General features: G+C 37.0%; 16 protein-coding genes. All 16 read left to right on the forward strand.

Going from position 1 to position 16,369, the window contains the following annotated elements; all coding sequences use genetic code 11:
* Positions 1–11: 11 nt before the first annotated feature.
* The 16 genes from ymfI (at position 12) to cotE (ending at position 16,295) form a co-directional block, all read left to right on the forward strand.
* Positions 12–725: an elongation factor P 5-aminopentanone reductase gene (gene ymfI / locus AB1279_RS08775; protein ID WP_429758438.1), complete on the forward strand. Its 714-nt coding sequence runs from the start codon at positions 12–14 to the stop codon at positions 723–725.
* A 110-nt stretch (positions 726–835) separates the two neighbouring features.
* A complete protein-coding gene (locus AB1279_RS08780; RefSeq protein ID WP_429754233.1) occupies positions 836–1,084 on the forward strand; it encodes a DUF3243 domain-containing protein in 249 nt (82 codons plus the stop codon).
* Positions 1,085–1,231: 147 nt separating this feature from the next.
* Positions 1,232–2,017, forward strand: coding sequence for a DUF3388 domain-containing protein (locus AB1279_RS08785; protein WP_336483086.1), 786 nt, complete (start codon positions 1,232–1,234; stop codon positions 2,015–2,017).
* Between the two features lie 21 nt (positions 2,018–2,038).
* Positions 2,039–2,917 carry a helix-turn-helix domain-containing protein gene (locus tag AB1279_RS08790; protein WP_429758439.1) on the forward strand — a complete coding sequence of 293 codons (879 nt, stop codon included), beginning with the start codon at positions 2,039–2,041 and terminating at the stop codon, positions 2,915–2,917.
* Between the two features lie 64 nt (positions 2,918–2,981).
* Complete coding sequence (gene pgsA, locus AB1279_RS08795) at positions 2,982–3,560, forward strand: CDP-diacylglycerol--glycerol-3-phosphate 3-phosphatidyltransferase (RefSeq protein WP_429754235.1); 579 nt, start codon at positions 2,982–2,984, stop codon at positions 3,558–3,560.
* Positions 3,561–3,581: 21 nt separating this feature from the next.
* The gene (locus AB1279_RS08800) at positions 3,582–4,820 is read left to right on the forward strand and encodes a competence/damage-inducible protein A (RefSeq protein WP_429758440.1); all 1,239 of its coding nucleotides are present in this window, start codon (positions 3,582–3,584) and stop codon (positions 4,818–4,820) included.
* Between the two features lie 152 nt (positions 4,821–4,972).
* Positions 4,973–6,007: a recombinase RecA gene (gene recA, locus AB1279_RS08805; protein WP_429758441.1), complete on the forward strand. Its 1,035-nt coding sequence runs from the start codon at positions 4,973–4,975 to the stop codon at positions 6,005–6,007.
* 318 nt (positions 6,008–6,325) lie between these two features.
* Positions 6,326–7,888, forward strand: a complete 1,563-nt coding sequence (rny, locus tag AB1279_RS08810) for a ribonuclease Y (RefSeq protein ID WP_429758442.1) — start codon at positions 6,326–6,328, stop codon at positions 7,886–7,888.
* 183 nt (positions 7,889–8,071) lie between these two features.
* Positions 8,072–8,866: a TIGR00282 family metallophosphoesterase gene (locus AB1279_RS08815; protein WP_429754238.1), complete on the forward strand. Its 795-nt coding sequence runs from the start codon at positions 8,072–8,074 to the stop codon at positions 8,864–8,866.
* A gap of 151 nt (positions 8,867–9,017) precedes the next feature.
* On the forward strand, positions 9,018–9,278 hold the full coding sequence (gene spoVS, locus AB1279_RS08820; protein WP_020059065.1) for a stage V sporulation protein SpoVS: 261 nt from the start codon (positions 9,018–9,020) through the stop codon (positions 9,276–9,278).
* Between the two features lie 177 nt (positions 9,279–9,455).
* A complete protein-coding gene (locus AB1279_RS08825; protein WP_429758443.1) occupies positions 9,456–10,379 on the forward strand; it encodes a dipeptidase in 924 nt (307 codons plus the stop codon).
* Positions 10,380–10,637: 258 nt separating this feature from the next.
* Complete coding sequence (locus AB1279_RS08830; RefSeq protein WP_429758444.1) at positions 10,638–12,395, forward strand: 2-oxoacid:acceptor oxidoreductase subunit alpha; 1,758 nt, start codon at positions 10,638–10,640, stop codon at positions 12,393–12,395.
* Entirely contained in the window at positions 12,382–13,248 is an 867-nt protein-coding gene (locus AB1279_RS08835; RefSeq protein WP_429758445.1) for a 2-oxoacid:ferredoxin oxidoreductase subunit beta, read from the forward strand. Before AB1279_RS08830 ends, AB1279_RS08835 begins: the two co-directional genes overlap by 14 nt.
* A 330-nt stretch (positions 13,249–13,578) precedes the next feature.
* The gene (gene miaB / locus AB1279_RS08840; RefSeq protein ID WP_429758446.1) at positions 13,579–15,108 is read left to right on the forward strand and encodes a tRNA (N6-isopentenyl adenosine(37)-C2)-methylthiotransferase MiaB; all 1,530 of its coding nucleotides are present in this window, start codon (positions 13,579–13,581) and stop codon (positions 15,106–15,108) included.
* A 3-nt stretch (positions 15,109–15,111) separates the two neighbouring features.
* Positions 15,112–15,543 (forward strand): RicAFT regulatory complex protein RicA family protein, encoded by a 432-nt coding sequence (locus tag AB1279_RS08845; protein ID WP_377884002.1) that lies wholly within the window; start codon positions 15,112–15,114, stop codon positions 15,541–15,543.
* 185 nt (positions 15,544–15,728) lie between these two features.
* On the forward strand, positions 15,729–16,295 hold the full coding sequence (cotE, locus tag AB1279_RS08850) for an outer spore coat protein CotE (protein WP_429754243.1): 567 nt from the start codon (positions 15,729–15,731) through the stop codon (positions 16,293–16,295).
* The last annotated feature ends 74 nt before the right edge of the window (positions 16,296–16,369 follow it).

Raw genomic sequence — 16,369 nt, forward strand, 5'->3', positions numbered from 1 at the left:
AGAGGAAAAGAATGAAGAAATATGCAGTAGTTACCGGGGGAAGCGGAGGAATCGGTTCTGCAATTGTAAGGCGGTTAGTGAAAGATGGGTATACGGTATATGTCCATTATAACCGAAGTGAAAATAAAGCTCTGGAGCTACAGCTTGAACTAGAAGGTATTATTCCAATTCAAGCTAATTTATCAGAAGCGGATGGTGCTGAGCGTCTATGGTCTCAAATTCATCATCCAATTGATACTATAGTATATGCAGCTGGAAAAAGTATCTTTGGATTAACGACCGACATTACAAATGAACAATTAAATGAGATGGTGGAGCTGCAAGTGAAAAATGTATATAAACTTGTTTCATCTGCACTGCCTTCAATGATTCGAAATCGAAGTGGAAATATTGTCATTATCTCCTCCATATGGGGACAAATAGGTGCTTCATGTGAAGTATTATATTCTATGGTAAAAGGAGCGCAAAATTCGTATGTAAAAGCTTTGGCAAAAGAAGTTGCACTAAGCGGTGTACGAGTGAATGCTGTTGCTCCTGGTGCAATTGAAACGGAGATGCTATGTGTGTTTTCGGATGAGGAAAAGAAAGATATTGCAGAAGAAATTCCGCTTGGGCGATTAGGAATGGCAGAAGAAGTTGCAAATACGGTAGCGTTTGTCATTTCTCCACAAGCATCTTATATAACAGGTCAAATTATTGGGGTTAATGGGGGCTGGCATTGTTAACAATTACTAAAGTGAGGAATATTGTATTGTGCTTTTTGTTCATACATAAAAAAGAACATAATAGCAAATAGTAAACATGACTCCATTACTTTATAGTGAGGTGCTTAATAATGTCAGTATTAGAAAACTTTGAACAATGGAAAGGCTTTTTAGGAGAGCGTTTAGAACAAGCGCAAGGAAAAGGGCTAGATGGCGGAGCGATTAATGACATGGCTTATCGCATTGGTGATTATTTAGCAAATGAAGTAGAAGCGCGTAATGACCAAGAAAAATTATTGGCGGAGCTTTGGAAAGTTGCAGATGAGCAAGAGCAACATACAATCGCAAACTTAATGGTGAAAATGGTAAACCATAAGTAAGAAAAGGGAGGAGGAATCCTCCCTTTTTTGTCGATGTTGAAAATCTCTAGATTAAATCGAGTTCTATTATACATTTCGCTTTCCTATTAGAGGAAAATCATATAATATAGTACGTAGGTGTAAAGTAAGCAAGGGGAGTGTCATCAAATGATTGAATGGTATTTTGAGTATGAAATACATAAAAACCGACCTGGCTTGCTTGGTGACGTTTCTTCGTTAATCGGTATGCTTGGTATTAATATCGTAACAATTAATGGGGTAGACAACGCTAGGCGTGGACTATTGTTAATGTGTGATAATCAAGAACAAATTTCTAGACTTGAATCAATTCTAAATACGATGGATAATATAACCGTAACGAAATATCGTTCACCGAAGCTTCGTGATCGGTTAGCAGTTCGACATGGAAGGTATATACAGCGAGATGCGGATGATAAGAAAACATTTCGTTTCGTTCGTGATGAACTAGGCTTGCTTGTGGATTTTATGGCGGAACTCATGAAAAAAGAAGGCCATAAATTAATTGGAATTCGCGGAATGCCGCGTGTTGGAAAAACAGAGTCTATTGTTGCGGCGAGTGTTTGTGCGAATAAACGGTGGCTTTTTGTATCATCGACTCTCATTAAACAGACGGTGCGTAGTCAATTAATTGAAGATGAATATAATGATAATAATATCTTTATTTTAGATGGAATCGTTTCAACGAAGCGCGCAAATGAACGGCACTGGCAGCTTGTTCGCGAAATTATGAGATTGCCAGCGACAAAGGTTGTAGAGCATCCAGATATATTTGTGAGTCAGTCAGAATATACCCTTGAGGATTTTGATTACATTATTGAGTTACGAAATGATTACGATGAAGAAATTCAATACAACCTAGTAGATGAAATTGAACAAGGAAATCAAAATAATTTTTCCATGTTTGACTTTTAAAGAAATATTGAGGTGTTAGCATTGACGGAATTAGGACAAAAGCTGAAAGAAGCACGAGAACAGAAAGGTTTTTCCATCGATCAGCTGCAAGAAGTTACGAAAATTCAAAAACGTTATTTGATTAGTATCGAAGAAGGAAATTTCAGTATATTGCCTGGGGATTTTTACGCGCGTGCCTTTATAAAGCAATATGCAGAAGCGGTCGGTCTTAATGGAGAGGCAGTATTAGAAGAGTATAAACATGAGATACCGCAGTCAGCTTCTCAAGATGTTCCGCAAATTTCAAGAGGACAAAAAACGCAGGAAACTGTACAAAGAGCAACTTCATCACCGATTGCAGATCATATGCCTAAAATTTTAATTACAGTGCTTATCATTGCAATTGGTGTTGCAATTTGGTTTGTTTTCCGATTTGTATCAAACAAAGACAGCGGCCAAGTAAAACAAGCGCAAAGTGCACAAACAGAAGTAGAGAAAGCGAAAAATTCACCTCTTGATCAAAAGAAAGAAGGGGAAACTCAACAAACGCAACAACAGCCGAAGCAACAACAACCAGCTACGGGTCAAGAAGAGGTTAAATTTGTTGAGACAAAAGATAACGTATCTACATTGGAACTTCGCAATAACAAAGCATTCAAATTAGAAGTTACTGCAAAAGGTACAAGTTATGTAGATATTAAAGATGAAAATAATAATGTACTTTATAAGGGTACTTTAACAGAAGGGCAAACTCAACAACAGGATTTATGGTCAAAAAATGTTGTGCGGTTAAACATTGGTAGTGCTCCAAATGTTGACATTAAAATTAATGGGCAAGTTGTTGCTTACCCAATTAAGCCAGAAGACACGTATCATCAAATTTGGGTGATTAAAAACTTAGGAGAACAACCTGCGCAATAATAGTCATCGTTCCGATGACTTTTTTCAATGCACAAACCGTTTTTGACATGATGGAGGAATAGCTGTGAATTTACCAAATAAAATTACTGTATCAAGAATTTGCTTAATTCCTATATTTTTAATTATTATGCTCGTTCCATTTGATTGGGGTGCATACACAATTGGAGATGTAGAATTGCCAATTCAACACTTAGCTGGAGCTATCGTTTTTATTATTGCTTCTGCTACAGATTGGATTGATGGGCATTTAGCAAGAAAACATAATCTTGTAACGAACCTAGGGAAATTTTTAGATCCTTTGGCGGATAAATTATTGGTATCTGCAGCATTAATTACGCTTGTAGATTTACATTTTGTATCAACTTGGATAGCAGTTGTTATTATTAGTAGAGAATTTGCCGTTACAGGCTTGCGTCTCGTATTAGCTGGCACTGGGGAAGTGTCGGCTGCAAAAATGCCTGGGAAAATTAAAATGTGGATGCAAGTCATTGCAATTTCTGCGTACTTGTTGCATGATGTTCCATTCAATTTAATTCATATTCCAATTGCAGAAATTTCAATATGGATTGCGCTTATTTTTACGATTATTTCAGGATGGGATTATTTCTGGAAAAATAGAGAGGTTTTTGTCAATTCGAAATAACGGCTTATGGGGGAATAGCAGATGAATGCAGAGATTATCGCGGTTGGTACAGAGTTATTGCTTGGACAAATTGCGAATACGAATGCCAAATTTTTATCAGAAAAGCTGGCAGCTATCGGAATTGATGTATACTATCACACTGTTGTAGGAGATAACAATAATCGCTTGCGTCAAGCAATTGAAATTGCTCAAAAACGTGCAGATATATTGATTTTTACAGGTGGATTAGGACCAACAAAAGACGATTTAACGAAAGAAACAATTGCTTCTTCTCTGCAGGAAGAGCTTGTATATGATGAAGTAGCGCTCGCTTCAATTGCGGACTATTATAAACGAACAGGAAGAGAGTTTACGGAAAATAATAAAAAACAAGCTCTTGTTTTAAAGGGCTCAACTGTGTTTGCCAATGATCATGGAATGGCTCCAGGGATGGGATTATGCAAAGATAGCAAGGTGTATATTTTACTTCCGGGACCACCTAAAGAAATGAATCCAATGTATACAAGTTATGTAGAAACTTGGCTACTTCCTTTTACATCTGGTGAGAATCTATATTCTCGTACTCTTCGATTCTTTGGAATTGGGGAATCACAATTAGAGGCAACGATTCAAGACTTAATAGATGCTCAAACGAATCCAACGATTGCTCCCCTTGCTTCTGAAGGAGAAGTAACGCTTCGTTTAACTGCAAAGCATCATGATGCAAAAGAGGCTGAAACGCTAATAAATGATATAGAAAAATTGATTTTACAAAGGGTAGGACAATTTTTTTATGGATATAATCAAGATCTTCTTCATAAAAAAGCAATTACGTTGTTAAAACAAAAAGGTTTGATGGTTGCATGTGCTGAAAGTTTAACAGGCGGATTATTTGGTGAGCGTATTACTGAAGTTGCTGGTGCGTCTTCTGTGTTTACTGGAGGCGTAATTTGTTACAGCAATAACGTAAAGCAACATATTTTACATGTCCCAGAAGAGATTTTACAAACGGATGGAGCTGTTAGTGAATCATGTGCTCGCTATCTTGCTGAAAATGTAAAAAAACTTATGCAAGCGAATATCGGAATTAGCTTTACTGGAGTAGCAGGGCCAGAGGCGTCTGAAGGAAAAGAGCCTGGGACAGTATTTATTGGATTAGCAATGGATGAACAGCCGACGATTGTTATACCGCTTACATTAAGTGGAAGTCGCCAGCAAATTCGTGAACGAACTGTCAAATATGGATTTTATCATCTGTATAAGAAGCTAGAAGAGATATAAATCTCTTCTAGCTTCTATTATTTTATATGGAGGAATACAGGTTTTCGTCTACTGGAAAATAAAAAAATCGAATAAACGTTCGATTTTTGTTGGCATAATGGAAAGAAGATATTATAATAAGATTAGCATTTAAGTTAAGGAGGAATTTTTGAATGAGTGATCGTCAAGCGGCATTAGATATGGCGTTAAAACAAATAGAAAAACAATTCGGTAAAGGCTCTATTATGAAACTAGGAGAGCAAGCGGAACGAAAGATTTCTACTGTACCAAGTGGTTCGTTAGCACTTGATGTTGCCCTTGGAGTGGGTGGTTATCCACGTGGCCGTATTATTGAAATTTATGGACCTGAAAGTTCAGGTAAAACGACAGTTTCCTTACATGCGATTGCAGAGGTACAACGCCAAGGTGGACAAGCAGCGTTTATTGATGCAGAACATGCAATGGATCCTGTTTATGCACAAAAACTAGGTGTTAATATTGATGAATTATTATTATCTCAGCCAGACACGGGAGAACAAGGATTAGAAATTGCAGAGGCATTAGTGCGAAGCGGTGCAATTGATATTATTGTTATTGACTCTGTAGCAGCACTTGTTCCAAAAGCGGAGATTGAGGGAGAAATGGGTGACTCTCACGTCGGTTTACAAGCGCGTTTAATGTCACAAGCTCTTCGTAAATTATCTGGTGCGATTAATAAGTCAAAAACAATTGCAATCTTTATTAACCAAATTCGTGAAAAAGTTGGAGTTATGTTTGGAAATCCAGAAACAACTCCAGGTGGTCGTGCGTTGAAATTCTATTCAACAGTACGTCTTGAAGTGCGTCGTGCTGAGCAGTTAAAGCAAGGCAATGACATTGTTGGTAATAAAACAAAAGTGAAAGTAGTAAAAAATAAAGTAGCACCTCCTTTCCGTGTAGCAGAAGTTGATATTATGTACGGAGAAGGAATTTCAAGAGAAGGCGAAATTTTAGATATGGCTTCTGAACTTGATATCGTTCAAAAGAGCGGAGCTTGGTACTCTTATAATGAAGAACGCTTAGGACAAGGGCGTGAAAATGCGAAGCAATTTTTAAAAGAAAATCCAGAAGTTACAGATGAAATTGCATTCTTTATTCGTGAGCATCATGGCATTGGTGAAGAAGCGGCATCTGGAAGCGGAGAAGATATGAATCTTCTTGATGGTTAAAAGACACGGTTTCGTGTCTTTTATTTTTTTACAGAGGTAAAGAAAGTAAAAGTAGACAACGCTTGACAATGAAAATAGCGGTAGATACAATGATAATGTATATTTTTTCTTGTAATATATACGATACACTCTTCTCAAGAAGAGAAGTAACATTCGGATAGGACTTATACTTTCCGAAATAAGCATATGTCTATTTTAATTGTGAAATGAAGAAAGTCCCTTGAAAAGGCGGGACGACAGTCATTGCTGTACGTTGCAAGTGCAAACAATGTACATCCATGCAGTCTTTTTTCATTCATAGCAAGAGGAGGTGAAATTATGAGTAATGTAGTTTGGATACTCATCTCCATTTTGCTGGCCATCGTCAGTGCAGTTGTTGGATTTTTTGTTCGAAAGTCCATTGCAGAAGCGAAGATTAACGGTGCGGCCAATGAAGCGAAGCGTATTGTAGAAGATGCAAATCGTCAAGCAGAAGCACTGAAAAAAGAAGCGCTGTTAGAAGCAAAGGATGAAATTCATACACTTCGTACAGAAGCGGAATTAGAAATTCGTGACCGAAGAAGCGAGTTACAAAAACAAGAAAATCGTTTAATGCAAAAAGAAGAGAACCTTGATCGAAAAGACGAATCGCTTGAGAAAAGTCAACAATTGTTAGAGAAGAAAGAGGAATCTCTTGTAGTAAGACAACAGCAGATTGAAGATTTGGAAAGCAAAGTGGGAGAGTTAGTACAAAAACAGCAAGATGAATTAGAGCGTATTTCTAGCCTAACACGTGAGCAAGCAAGAGCCATTATCCTAGAAAAAGTTGAAAATGAAATTTCGCATGAAATCGCTGTTATGGTAAAAGAAACTGAAGTACGTGCAAAAGAAGAAGCAGATAAGAAAGCGAAAGAGATTTTATCTTTAGCTATGCAAAGATGTGCTGCTGATCACGTTGCTGAAACTACGGTTTCAGTTGTAAATCTTCCAAATGACGAGATGAAGGGACGTATTATCGGACGTGAAGGTCGTAATATTCGTACGCTAGAAACGTTAACAGGTATTGATTTAATCATCGATGATACACCAGAAGCGGTAATCTTATCAGGCTTTGACCCAATTCGTCGTGAAACTGCTCGTATTGCTCTTGATAAACTTGTACAAGATGGACGTATTCACCCGGCACGTATTGAAGAAATGGTTGAAAAATCAAGACGTGAAGTGGATGAGTATATTCGTGAAGTTGGAGAACAAACGACTTTTGAAGTAGGAGTACACGGGTTACATCCAGATTTAATTAAGATTTTAGGTCGTTTGAAATTTAGAACAAGCTACGGTCAAAATGTCTTAAAGCATTCTATGGAAGTTGCTTATTTAGCTGGACTAATGGCAGCTGAACTAGGTGAAGACGAAAAACTTGCTCGTCGTGCTGGCTTATTACATGACATCGGAAAAGCAATCGACCATGAGGTTGAAGGCAGCCACGTTGAAATTGGTGTTGAGCTTGCGACAAAATATAAAGAGCATCCTGTTGTTATCAATAGTATTGCATCTCATCATGGTGATACGGAACCGACTTCTATCATCGCAGTTCTTGTGGCAGCGGCGGATGCACTGTCAGCAGCAAGACCTGGGGCACGAAGTGAGACGCTTGAAAATTACATTCGTCGTCTTGAAAAGCTTGAAGAGATTTCTGAGTCTTATGAAGGTGTTGAGAAATCCTATGCAATTCAAGCTGGACGTGAAGTTCGTATCCTAGTGAAACCAGATACAATTGATGATTTAGAGGCTCATCGTTTAGCGCGTGACATTCGAAAACGTATTGAAAATGAACTAGATTATCCAGGGCATATTAAAGTTACTGTTATTCGTGAAACACGTGCAGTTGAATACGCAAAATAAAGTGGTGGTGTTACACCACTTTATTTTTTTGTGCCGGGAATGGACACAATATAGAAAAGCCTGTAGAATCGGAAACAATTTATGAAAAAAGATAATGAGAGTACATCTGTATTTTTTATAAATTGAGTTTACAGCTTAGGAACATAAACTACGAAGAATGTATAGATAGAAAGGGTAAGAAATATGAGAATTTTATTTGTTGGGGATGTAGTAGGCTCACCAGGAAGAAAAATGATTCAAGATTACGTGCCTGCATTAAAGAAAAAGTATACACCTACAGTTACAATTATTAACGGAGAAAATGCTGCAGGTGGACGTGGAATTACAGAGAAAATTTATCGTAACTTTTTAGAGTGCGGTGCACAGGCTGTTACACTTGGAAACCATGCATGGGATAACCGCGAAGTTTTTGAATTTATCGATGATGCAAAGTATCTTGCAAGGCCAGCAAATTTTCCAGAAGGAACACCAGGAAAAGGACTTATTTTTGTAAACTGTAATGGTATAGAAGTTGCAGTGATTAATTTACAAGGCCGCACATTCCTTCCGCCAATCGATTGTCCATTCCGTAAAGTCGATGAATTGATTAAGATTGCGAAAAAGCGTACAAACATTATTTTTGTTGATTTTCATGCTGAAACAACGAGTGAAAAACAAGCACTTGGCTGGTATGTAGATGGACGCGCTACAGCAGTTGTTGGAACGCATACACATGTTCCGACTGCTGATAATCGTATCTTGCCAGAGGGAACAGCTTATATTACAGATGTTGGCATGACAGGTCCATATGATGGGATTTTAGGGATGGAACGCGAAGCTGTGCTGAAGAAATTTTTAACAAACCTTCCAGTACGATTTGAAGTGACGAATGGAAGAACACAGTTAAGTGCCGTTTTAATTGACGTGGATCCAAATACAGGAAAAGCTAAGAAAATTGATCGTATCTTAATTAATGATGATCAGCCATTTTTTGAATAAAAAACAAGAAAAATTAGAAAAGAAAATATATTTTAATTTTTTAGAAAAATCACAGGGTTTTAGCAGGAATATGAACCATTGCTCGTGAATATAAGTTAAAAGTGAATTCAATCGCTAATACTTTTTTAAAGAAACGAGGAGGAAACGTGCAATGGAAATATTAAAAGTTAAAGCAACTTCGGTACCTAACTCTGTAGCTGGTGCACTTGCTGGAGTTATTCGTGAGCGTGGCTCAGCAGAAATGCAAGCAATCGGCGCAGGTGCATTGAATCAAGCCGTGAAGGCAGTAGCAATTGCGAGAGGATTTGTAGCGCCGAGTGGTGTGGACTTGATTTGTATCCCAGCTTTCACAGATATTATGATTGATGGTGAAGAACGCACAGCAATTAAATTAATTGTAGAGCCTCGTTAAATTGGATGACCTGTTTGCATTTGCAAACAGGTCATTTTTATCCTATATTAACGGGCGGAGTAAGCTCCTTCACTGATGGAAGTTTCACTTTATTATTTTTTGTGAGAAGAGATTTACTTCCAACTGTAAAAATATAATAGGAAATAATGCCACCTCAAGAAGGAAGGATGACGAATCTTGAAAATTTTTGATGCGCATTGTGATGTATTATGGCAGTTATGGATGGGGAAAGGGAAAAAAAACTTTCAAAATGAATCTTCTTTACATATTACGTACAATCAGTTAAAACAAAAGGCCGGCAGTGTTCAGTGTTTTGCCATTTATGTGCCGGAAGAAGTGCCATATGGACAGCGATTTGCAGTTGCATTAGAGATGGCAAATATATTTCACGAACAAATTTTGACACTGCCGAATATAAAATGGATTCGGACAAAAGAAGATATTCAGCAATTAGGTACAGATGATATAGGAGCGCTTTTAACTTTAGAAGGATGCGATGCAATTGGAAAAGAATTAACAAAGCTACAAACGCTGTACTATCTGGGTGTTCGTTCTATTGGACTTACTTGGAATTACGCGAATTTAGTTGCTGCTGGAGCGTTAGAGTCTCGAGCTGGTGGTCTAACACTGTTTGGAGAAAAAGTAGTGGAAGATTTAAATCGTTACAAGATATGGACAGATGTTTCTCATCTGTCAGAGAAAGGGTTTTGGGACGTGATGGAACTTGCAAATCATCCCGTTGCTTCTCATTCGAATAGCTACGAGTTATGTCCGCATCCAAGAAACTTAACGAATGAACAAATAAAAGCATTGATCCAAAAAGATGGAATGATTGGGATAACATTTGTACCGATGTTTTTAGCAGCAAACAAGTCTGTTTGTGTGGATGATATATTATGCCATGTTGAGCATGTATGTATGCTTGGTGGAGAAAAGAATGTTGGATTTGGATCAGATTTTGATGGAATAACAGAAACAGTGGTACATGTAGAACGGTATGAACATTATGAATATGTCATAAATGAACTATTAAAACGATATAAAGAAGAGCAAGTGAACAATTTCATATATCGTAATTTTATACATCATATTTCATTCTAAGTTTTTATTATATAAAAGATTATAGAAGGAAAGAATAAATATTAGAAAATTTGAAAAATACACAATAAAATTGTATCAAATTCTTGCAATTTTACTGTGGTAGAGCTAGAATTGTAAACGAATTAATATTATACAAAACATTTACTGAAATCAGAAGAGGTATAATTTGTGTCCATTGTAGTTTCTTGTCTTAAAAAGTGCTAAACTAGTACTGTAAAAAAATACACTACAATGTATGCAGTTAAAGGGGTGTAGGAAATGATTAGTCAACTTTCATGGAAAGTTGGGGGCCAACAAGGTGAAGGAATTGAAAGTACAGGAGAAATCTTCTGTATTGCATTAAACCGACTAGGTTATTATTTATATGGTTATCGCCATTTTTCATCACGAATTAAAGGTGGGCATACAAACAATAAAATTCGCGTAAGTACAACAGAGGTACGTGCGATATCAGATGATTTAGATATTTTAATTGCATTTGATCAAGAAACTATTGATTTTAATTTCCACGAACTACGTCCTGGTGGAATTGTTGTTGCAGATGCAAAATTCAATCCAAGCATTCCTGAAGGAACGGATGTACTTTTATATGCAATTCCATTTACGGATATCGCTTCTGAGCTAGGTACATCTTTAATGAAAAACATGGTTGCGGTTGGAGCATCTAGTGCGGTATTAGGGCTAGATGAAAAAGTGTATTTAGAAGTTGTAGATGAAATTTTCGGTCGTAAAGGAGAGCAAGTTGTTCAGAAGAACATGGAAGCAATTCAACGTGGCTCTCAATATATGAAAGAGTTGCTCGGTGAAAAAGTAAATATGATGCAACTTGAAAAAGCAGATGGAAAAAAACGTATGTTTATGATTGGGAATGATGCAATCGCATTTGGTGCAGTAGCTGGCGGTGCTCGTTTTATGTCTGCTTATCCAATTACACCTGCTTCTGAGATTATGGAATATTTAATTAAGAAGCTTCCAAAAGTAGGAGGAACTGTAATTCAAACTGAGGATGAAATTGCTGCTTGTACGATGGCAATTGGTGCAAACTATGCTGGTGTACGTACATTAACAGCTTCAGCAGGTCCTGGTTTATCACTCATGATGGAAGCAATTGGATTAGCTGGAATTACAGAAACACCTCTTGTAATTGTTGATACACAGCGTGGTGGACCAAGTACAGGGTTACCAACAAAACAAGAACAATCTGATTTAATGGCAATGATTTACGGAACGCATGGTGAGATTCCGAAAATCGTTATGGCACCAAGTACTGCTGAAGAGGCGTTCTATGATATTGTAGAAGCATTTAACTTAGCGGAAGAATATCAAGTCCCTGTAATCTTTTTAACAGATTTACAACTTTCTTTAGGTAAACAAACAGTAGAACCGCTTCAATTAGAAAAAGTTGAAATTCGCCGCGGTAAACTTGATTTACAGGCGGAGTTGCCAGAGCGTGAAAATAAAGCATACTTCAAACGTTATGAAGTAACAGAAGATGGGATTTCACAACGTGTTGTACCTGGTATGAAAAATGGTATTCACCATGTAACAGGAGTAGAACACGATGAAACAGGTAAACCATCTGAGTCGGCACTTAACCGAAATGCACAAATGGACAAACGTTTCCGTAAAATGGAGAATATCAAGTTTAATACCCCTGTATACAAAAATGCAAAATATGATGACGCTGATGTATTATTAGTAGGCTTTAACTCAACTCGTGGTGCAATTGAAGAAGCGATGGAACGTTTAGAGCAAGAAGGATTAAAAGTAAATCATGCTCATGTTCGCTTAATTCATCCGTTCCCAACGGCTGAAATGCTGCCGCTTGTGAAAGATGCAAAACGTGTTGTCGTTGTAGAAAACAATGCAACTGGACAGCTTGCTAATATTATGAAGATGAATCTTGGCTATGGTGAAAAAATTTCTAGTCTGTTGAAATATGACGGAAACCCATTCTTGCCAAAAGAAATTTACAACGAATGCAAAAAAGGGGTTGTTTTAAATGGCAACATTTAAGGACTTTCGGAATAGTGTAAAACCAAACTGGTGTCCAGGTTGCGGTGACTTCTCAGTACAAGCAGCAATTCAGCGTGCTGCTGCAAATGTAGGTTTAAATCCTGATGAACTAGCGGTGATTTCTGGTATCGGTTGCTCTGGTCGTATCTCTGGTTATATTAACTCTTACGGTGTTCATAGTATTCATGGACGTGCCCTTCCAATTGCACAAGGTGTAAAAATGGCAAATCGTGATTTAACAGTTATCGCATCTGGTGGTGACGGTGATGGTTTTGCAATCGGTATGGGACATACAATTCATTCTATTCGTCGTAATATTGATATTACGTACATTGTTATGGATAACCAAATTTACGGTTTAACGAAAGGGCAAACTTCACCACGTAGTGAAGCGGGCTTTAAAACGAAAAGTACGCCGCAAGGATCGATTGAGCCAGCGCTATCTGTAATGGAAATGGCATTAACTGCTGGGGCAACGTTTGTGGCACAAAGTTTCTCTAGTGATTTAAAAGAATTAACACAGCTAATTGAAGCTGGTATTCAACATAAAGGGTTCTCACTTATTAACGTATTTAGCCCATGTGTAACATACAACAAGGTAAATACGTATGATTGGTTCAAAGAGAATTTAACAAAACTTAGCGAAGTAGAAGGATATGATCCATCTAATCGTATGGTTGCTATGCAAACATTAATGCAAAACAAAGGTTTAGTAACAGGTTTAATTTATCAAAATACAGAGCAGCCTTCTTACCAAGAGCTTGTAAAAGGATATAGTGAAAAACCATTAGTTCATGCTGATTTGCAAATGGACCAAAAAATGTTTGATGAACTTGTAGCAGAGTTTATGTAATATATGAAAGGCTATCGAAATTTCGATAGCCTTTTCTAATGCACAATTATGATAAAGTGATTGCGTGATGGGGTATACTTTCTTTACTAAGAAAATTCAGAATGATAAAATAATAAACAAGAGTTACATTAAATATGAGCTCTTCCCTTCCTTTTAGTATCAAGTAAAATCGTTCATGAATGCAAGGTCTCTCTATTGTTTAATTTGACTGAACGCTTTATACTATAATAATGTGTATAGGAATGAAGCGATAAGCTTTTTTATAAGGACAAAATAAACAACAACTAAAAATCAAAACTGTGTATATGTAAGGTTGAAAGGAGATTATTCATGAACGAAGAGCAACGATTAGCAGGGCAACAAGCAACTTCAACTACTAAAAAAGCAGAAAAAGATTATAGTAAATATTTTGAAAGTGTATATCAGCCACCTTCTTTAAAGGATGCGAAAAAACGCGGAAAAGAAGAAGTTAAAATTGAACGTGATTTTGGCTTACCAGAAGAGTTTCGCAATTTTGGTGCAGGAAGAAAGTTTTATATCCGTACTTATGGATGTCAAATGAATGAACATGACACAGAAGTAATGGCTGGTATCTTTACAGCTCTTGGATATGAACCAACATTCTCTACAGAAGATGCAGATGTGATTCTATTAAATACATGTGCTATTCGTGAAAATGCTGAAAATAAAGTATTCGGGGAACTTGGTCATTTAAAATCCTTAAAACAAAGAAATCCTGATCTTTTAGTTGGTGTATGCGGTTGTATGTCACAAGAGGAATCTGTCGTAAACAAAATTATGCAAAAACATCAGCATGTAGATATGGTATTTGGTACACATAACATTCACCGTTTACCATACATTTTAAAAGATGCTATGTTCTCGAAAGCGACAGTTGTTGAGGTATGGTCAAAAGAAGGAGATGTCATTGAGAATCTTCCAAAAGTACGCCGCGGGGATATTAAAGCGTGGGTAAACATTATGTACGGATGCGACAAATTCTGCACGTACTGTATTGTACCGTATACTCGTGGTAAAGAGCGAAGCCGCCGTCCTGAAGATATTATTAAAGAAGTACGTCATTTAGCGGCAAATGGTTATAAAGAAATTACGCTACTAGGTCAAAACGTAAATGCATACGGAAAAGACTTTGAAGATATGGAATATGGTTTAGGAAATCTTATGGATGAACTTCGTAAGATTGACGTAGCACGTATTCGTTTTACAACAAGTCATCCGCGTGACTTTGATGACCATTTAATTGAAGTACTTGGAAAAGGCGGCAATTTAGTTGAACACATTCACTTACCAGTGCAATCTGGAAGTACGGATATGTTGAAAATTATGGCACGTAAATATTCACGTGAGCATTATTTAGAACTTGTACGTAAAATTAAAGAAGCGATTCCAAATGTAGTATTAACGACTGATATTATTGTCGGTTTCCCAAATGAAACAGATGAACAATTTGAAGAAACGATGTCGTTATATCGCGAAGTAGGTTTCGATAGCGCATATACATTTATTTATTCACCACGTGAAGGTACACCAGCTGCAAAAATGGTAGATAATGTACCGATGGAAGTGAAAAAGGAACGCTTGCAACGTTTAAATGCGTTAGTAAATGAATTTTCTGCGAAGAAGAATAAAACGTATGAAGGACAAATTGTTGAAGTGCTTGTTGATGGAGAAAGTAAAAATAATCCTGAAGTACTTGCAGGTTATACACGTGCCAATAAGCTTGTAAACTTCGTAGCTCCAAAATCTGTAATCGGTCAGCTTGTAAAAGTGAAAATAACAGAAGCAAAAACTTGGTCTCTAAACGGGGAATTGGTTGAGGAGCCAATCGAGGTGAAATAATAGATGAAAATCTTTACAAAAGATGAAATTGTAGAGCAAGCGAAAGAATTAGCAAAAATGATTTCTGAAACAGAAGAAGTAGATTTCTTTAAACGTGCAGAAGCGCAAATTCATAAAAATGAGAATGTGAAGCGTACGATTGATGAAATTAAAGCTTTGCAAAAACAAGCAGTGAATCTACAACATTATGGGAAATGGGAAGCTCTAAAAAAAGTAGAATCAGAAATTGATGCGTTGCAAGATAAACTGGATGAAATTCCAGTTGTACAGCAGTTCAAATCTTCTCAAACATATGTAAATGATTTATTGCAGCTTGTTGCAAGTACAATTTCAAACACAGTCACAGATGAAATTTTAATTTCAACTGGTGGAGATGTGTTAAAAGGAGAAACAGGTGCTGAAGTAGCGAATAAAAAAGGCACGTGTGGTTGTTAAAAGAGATGTCGGATTCGACATCTCTTTTTGTTTCATTTTAACAGGTAATTATGTATTCTATTCTTCTGAAAAATAGAAGCCTCATGTTACATAATGAGCAGGACAGGTCATTTTAAAAAAAGAATAACACATTCCGCATTTGTCCCGCATATAATGAATTGAACATTCATTGAGGAGGGGTTCGTATGCCTGAATTTAGAGAGATTATTACGAAAGCAGTTGTGGGCAAAGGCCGTAAGTATATGAAAGAAACTCACACTGTTGCACCGAATCATCCCCCGACAAGTATTTTGGGGTGCTGGGTTATTAACCACGCATATGAAGCAAGGAAAAATGGGAAGTATGTAGAAATCGAAGGATTCTACGATATTAACACATGGTATTCGTATGAAGAAAATACGAAAACAGAAGTTGTGACAGAACGCGTACATTACACAGATGATGTGAACATCGGCTATCGTGATAAGAATTTTTCTGGGGAAGATCAAGAAATTATTGCACGTGTCATACAACATCCAAATTGTTTAGAAGCTGTTATTTCACCAAATGGAAATAAAATGGCTGTCACTGTGGAACGGGAATTTGTAACCGAAGTCGTGGGCGAAACAAAAATTTGTGTGAGTGTGAATCCAGAGGGCTGTCAAGAAGATGATGATCAATTTGAAGCTGAAGTTGAAGATGAAATTGAAGTGAATGATGAAGAGTTTGAAGAACTTGATCCGAACTTTATCGTAGAAGCGGAAGAAGAATGAGTTGAAGCTAGGGAGAACCTCTTCCTAGCTTTTTCTATGTGTTTCAGATGATGGTTCAAAATCATTCGTGTATA

This window comes from Bacillus sp. S14(2024), assembly GCF_050473785.1.
Classification (GTDB): domain Bacteria; phylum Bacillota; class Bacilli; order Bacillales; family Bacillaceae_G; genus Bacillus_A; species Bacillus_A yunxiaonensis.

Coding starts and splice junctions, on each gene's coding strand:
- ymfI (WP_429758438.1), top strand. CDS start 12: ATGAAGAAATATGCAGTAGTTACCGGGGGAAGCGGAGGAATCGGTTCT.
- AB1279_RS08780 (WP_429754233.1), top strand. CDS start 836: ATGTCAGTATTAGAAAACTTTGAACAATGGAAAGGCTTTTTAGGAGAG.
- AB1279_RS08785 (WP_336483086.1), top strand. CDS start 1,232: ATGATTGAATGGTATTTTGAGTATGAAATACATAAAAACCGACCTGGC.
- AB1279_RS08800 (WP_429758440.1), top strand. CDS start 3,582: ATGAATGCAGAGATTATCGCGGTTGGTACAGAGTTATTGCTTGGACAA.
- recA (WP_429758441.1), top strand. CDS start 4,973: ATGAGTGATCGTCAAGCGGCATTAGATATGGCGTTAAAACAAATAGAA.
- rny (WP_429758442.1), top strand. CDS start 6,326: ATGAGTAATGTAGTTTGGATACTCATCTCCATTTTGCTGGCCATCGTC.
- AB1279_RS08815 (WP_429754238.1), top strand. CDS start 8,072: ATGAGAATTTTATTTGTTGGGGATGTAGTAGGCTCACCAGGAAGAAAA.
- spoVS (WP_020059065.1), top strand. CDS start 9,018: ATGGAAATATTAAAAGTTAAAGCAACTTCGGTACCTAACTCTGTAGCT.
- AB1279_RS08830 (WP_429758444.1), top strand. CDS start 10,638: ATGATTAGTCAACTTTCATGGAAAGTTGGGGGCCAACAAGGTGAAGGA.
- AB1279_RS08835 (WP_429758445.1), top strand. CDS start 12,382: ATGGCAACATTTAAGGACTTTCGGAATAGTGTAAAACCAAACTGGTGT.
- miaB (WP_429758446.1), top strand. CDS start 13,579: ATGAACGAAGAGCAACGATTAGCAGGGCAACAAGCAACTTCAACTACT.
- AB1279_RS08845 (WP_377884002.1), top strand. CDS start 15,112: ATGAAAATCTTTACAAAAGATGAAATTGTAGAGCAAGCGAAAGAATTA.
- cotE (WP_429754243.1), top strand. CDS start 15,729: ATGCCTGAATTTAGAGAGATTATTACGAAAGCAGTTGTGGGCAAAGGC.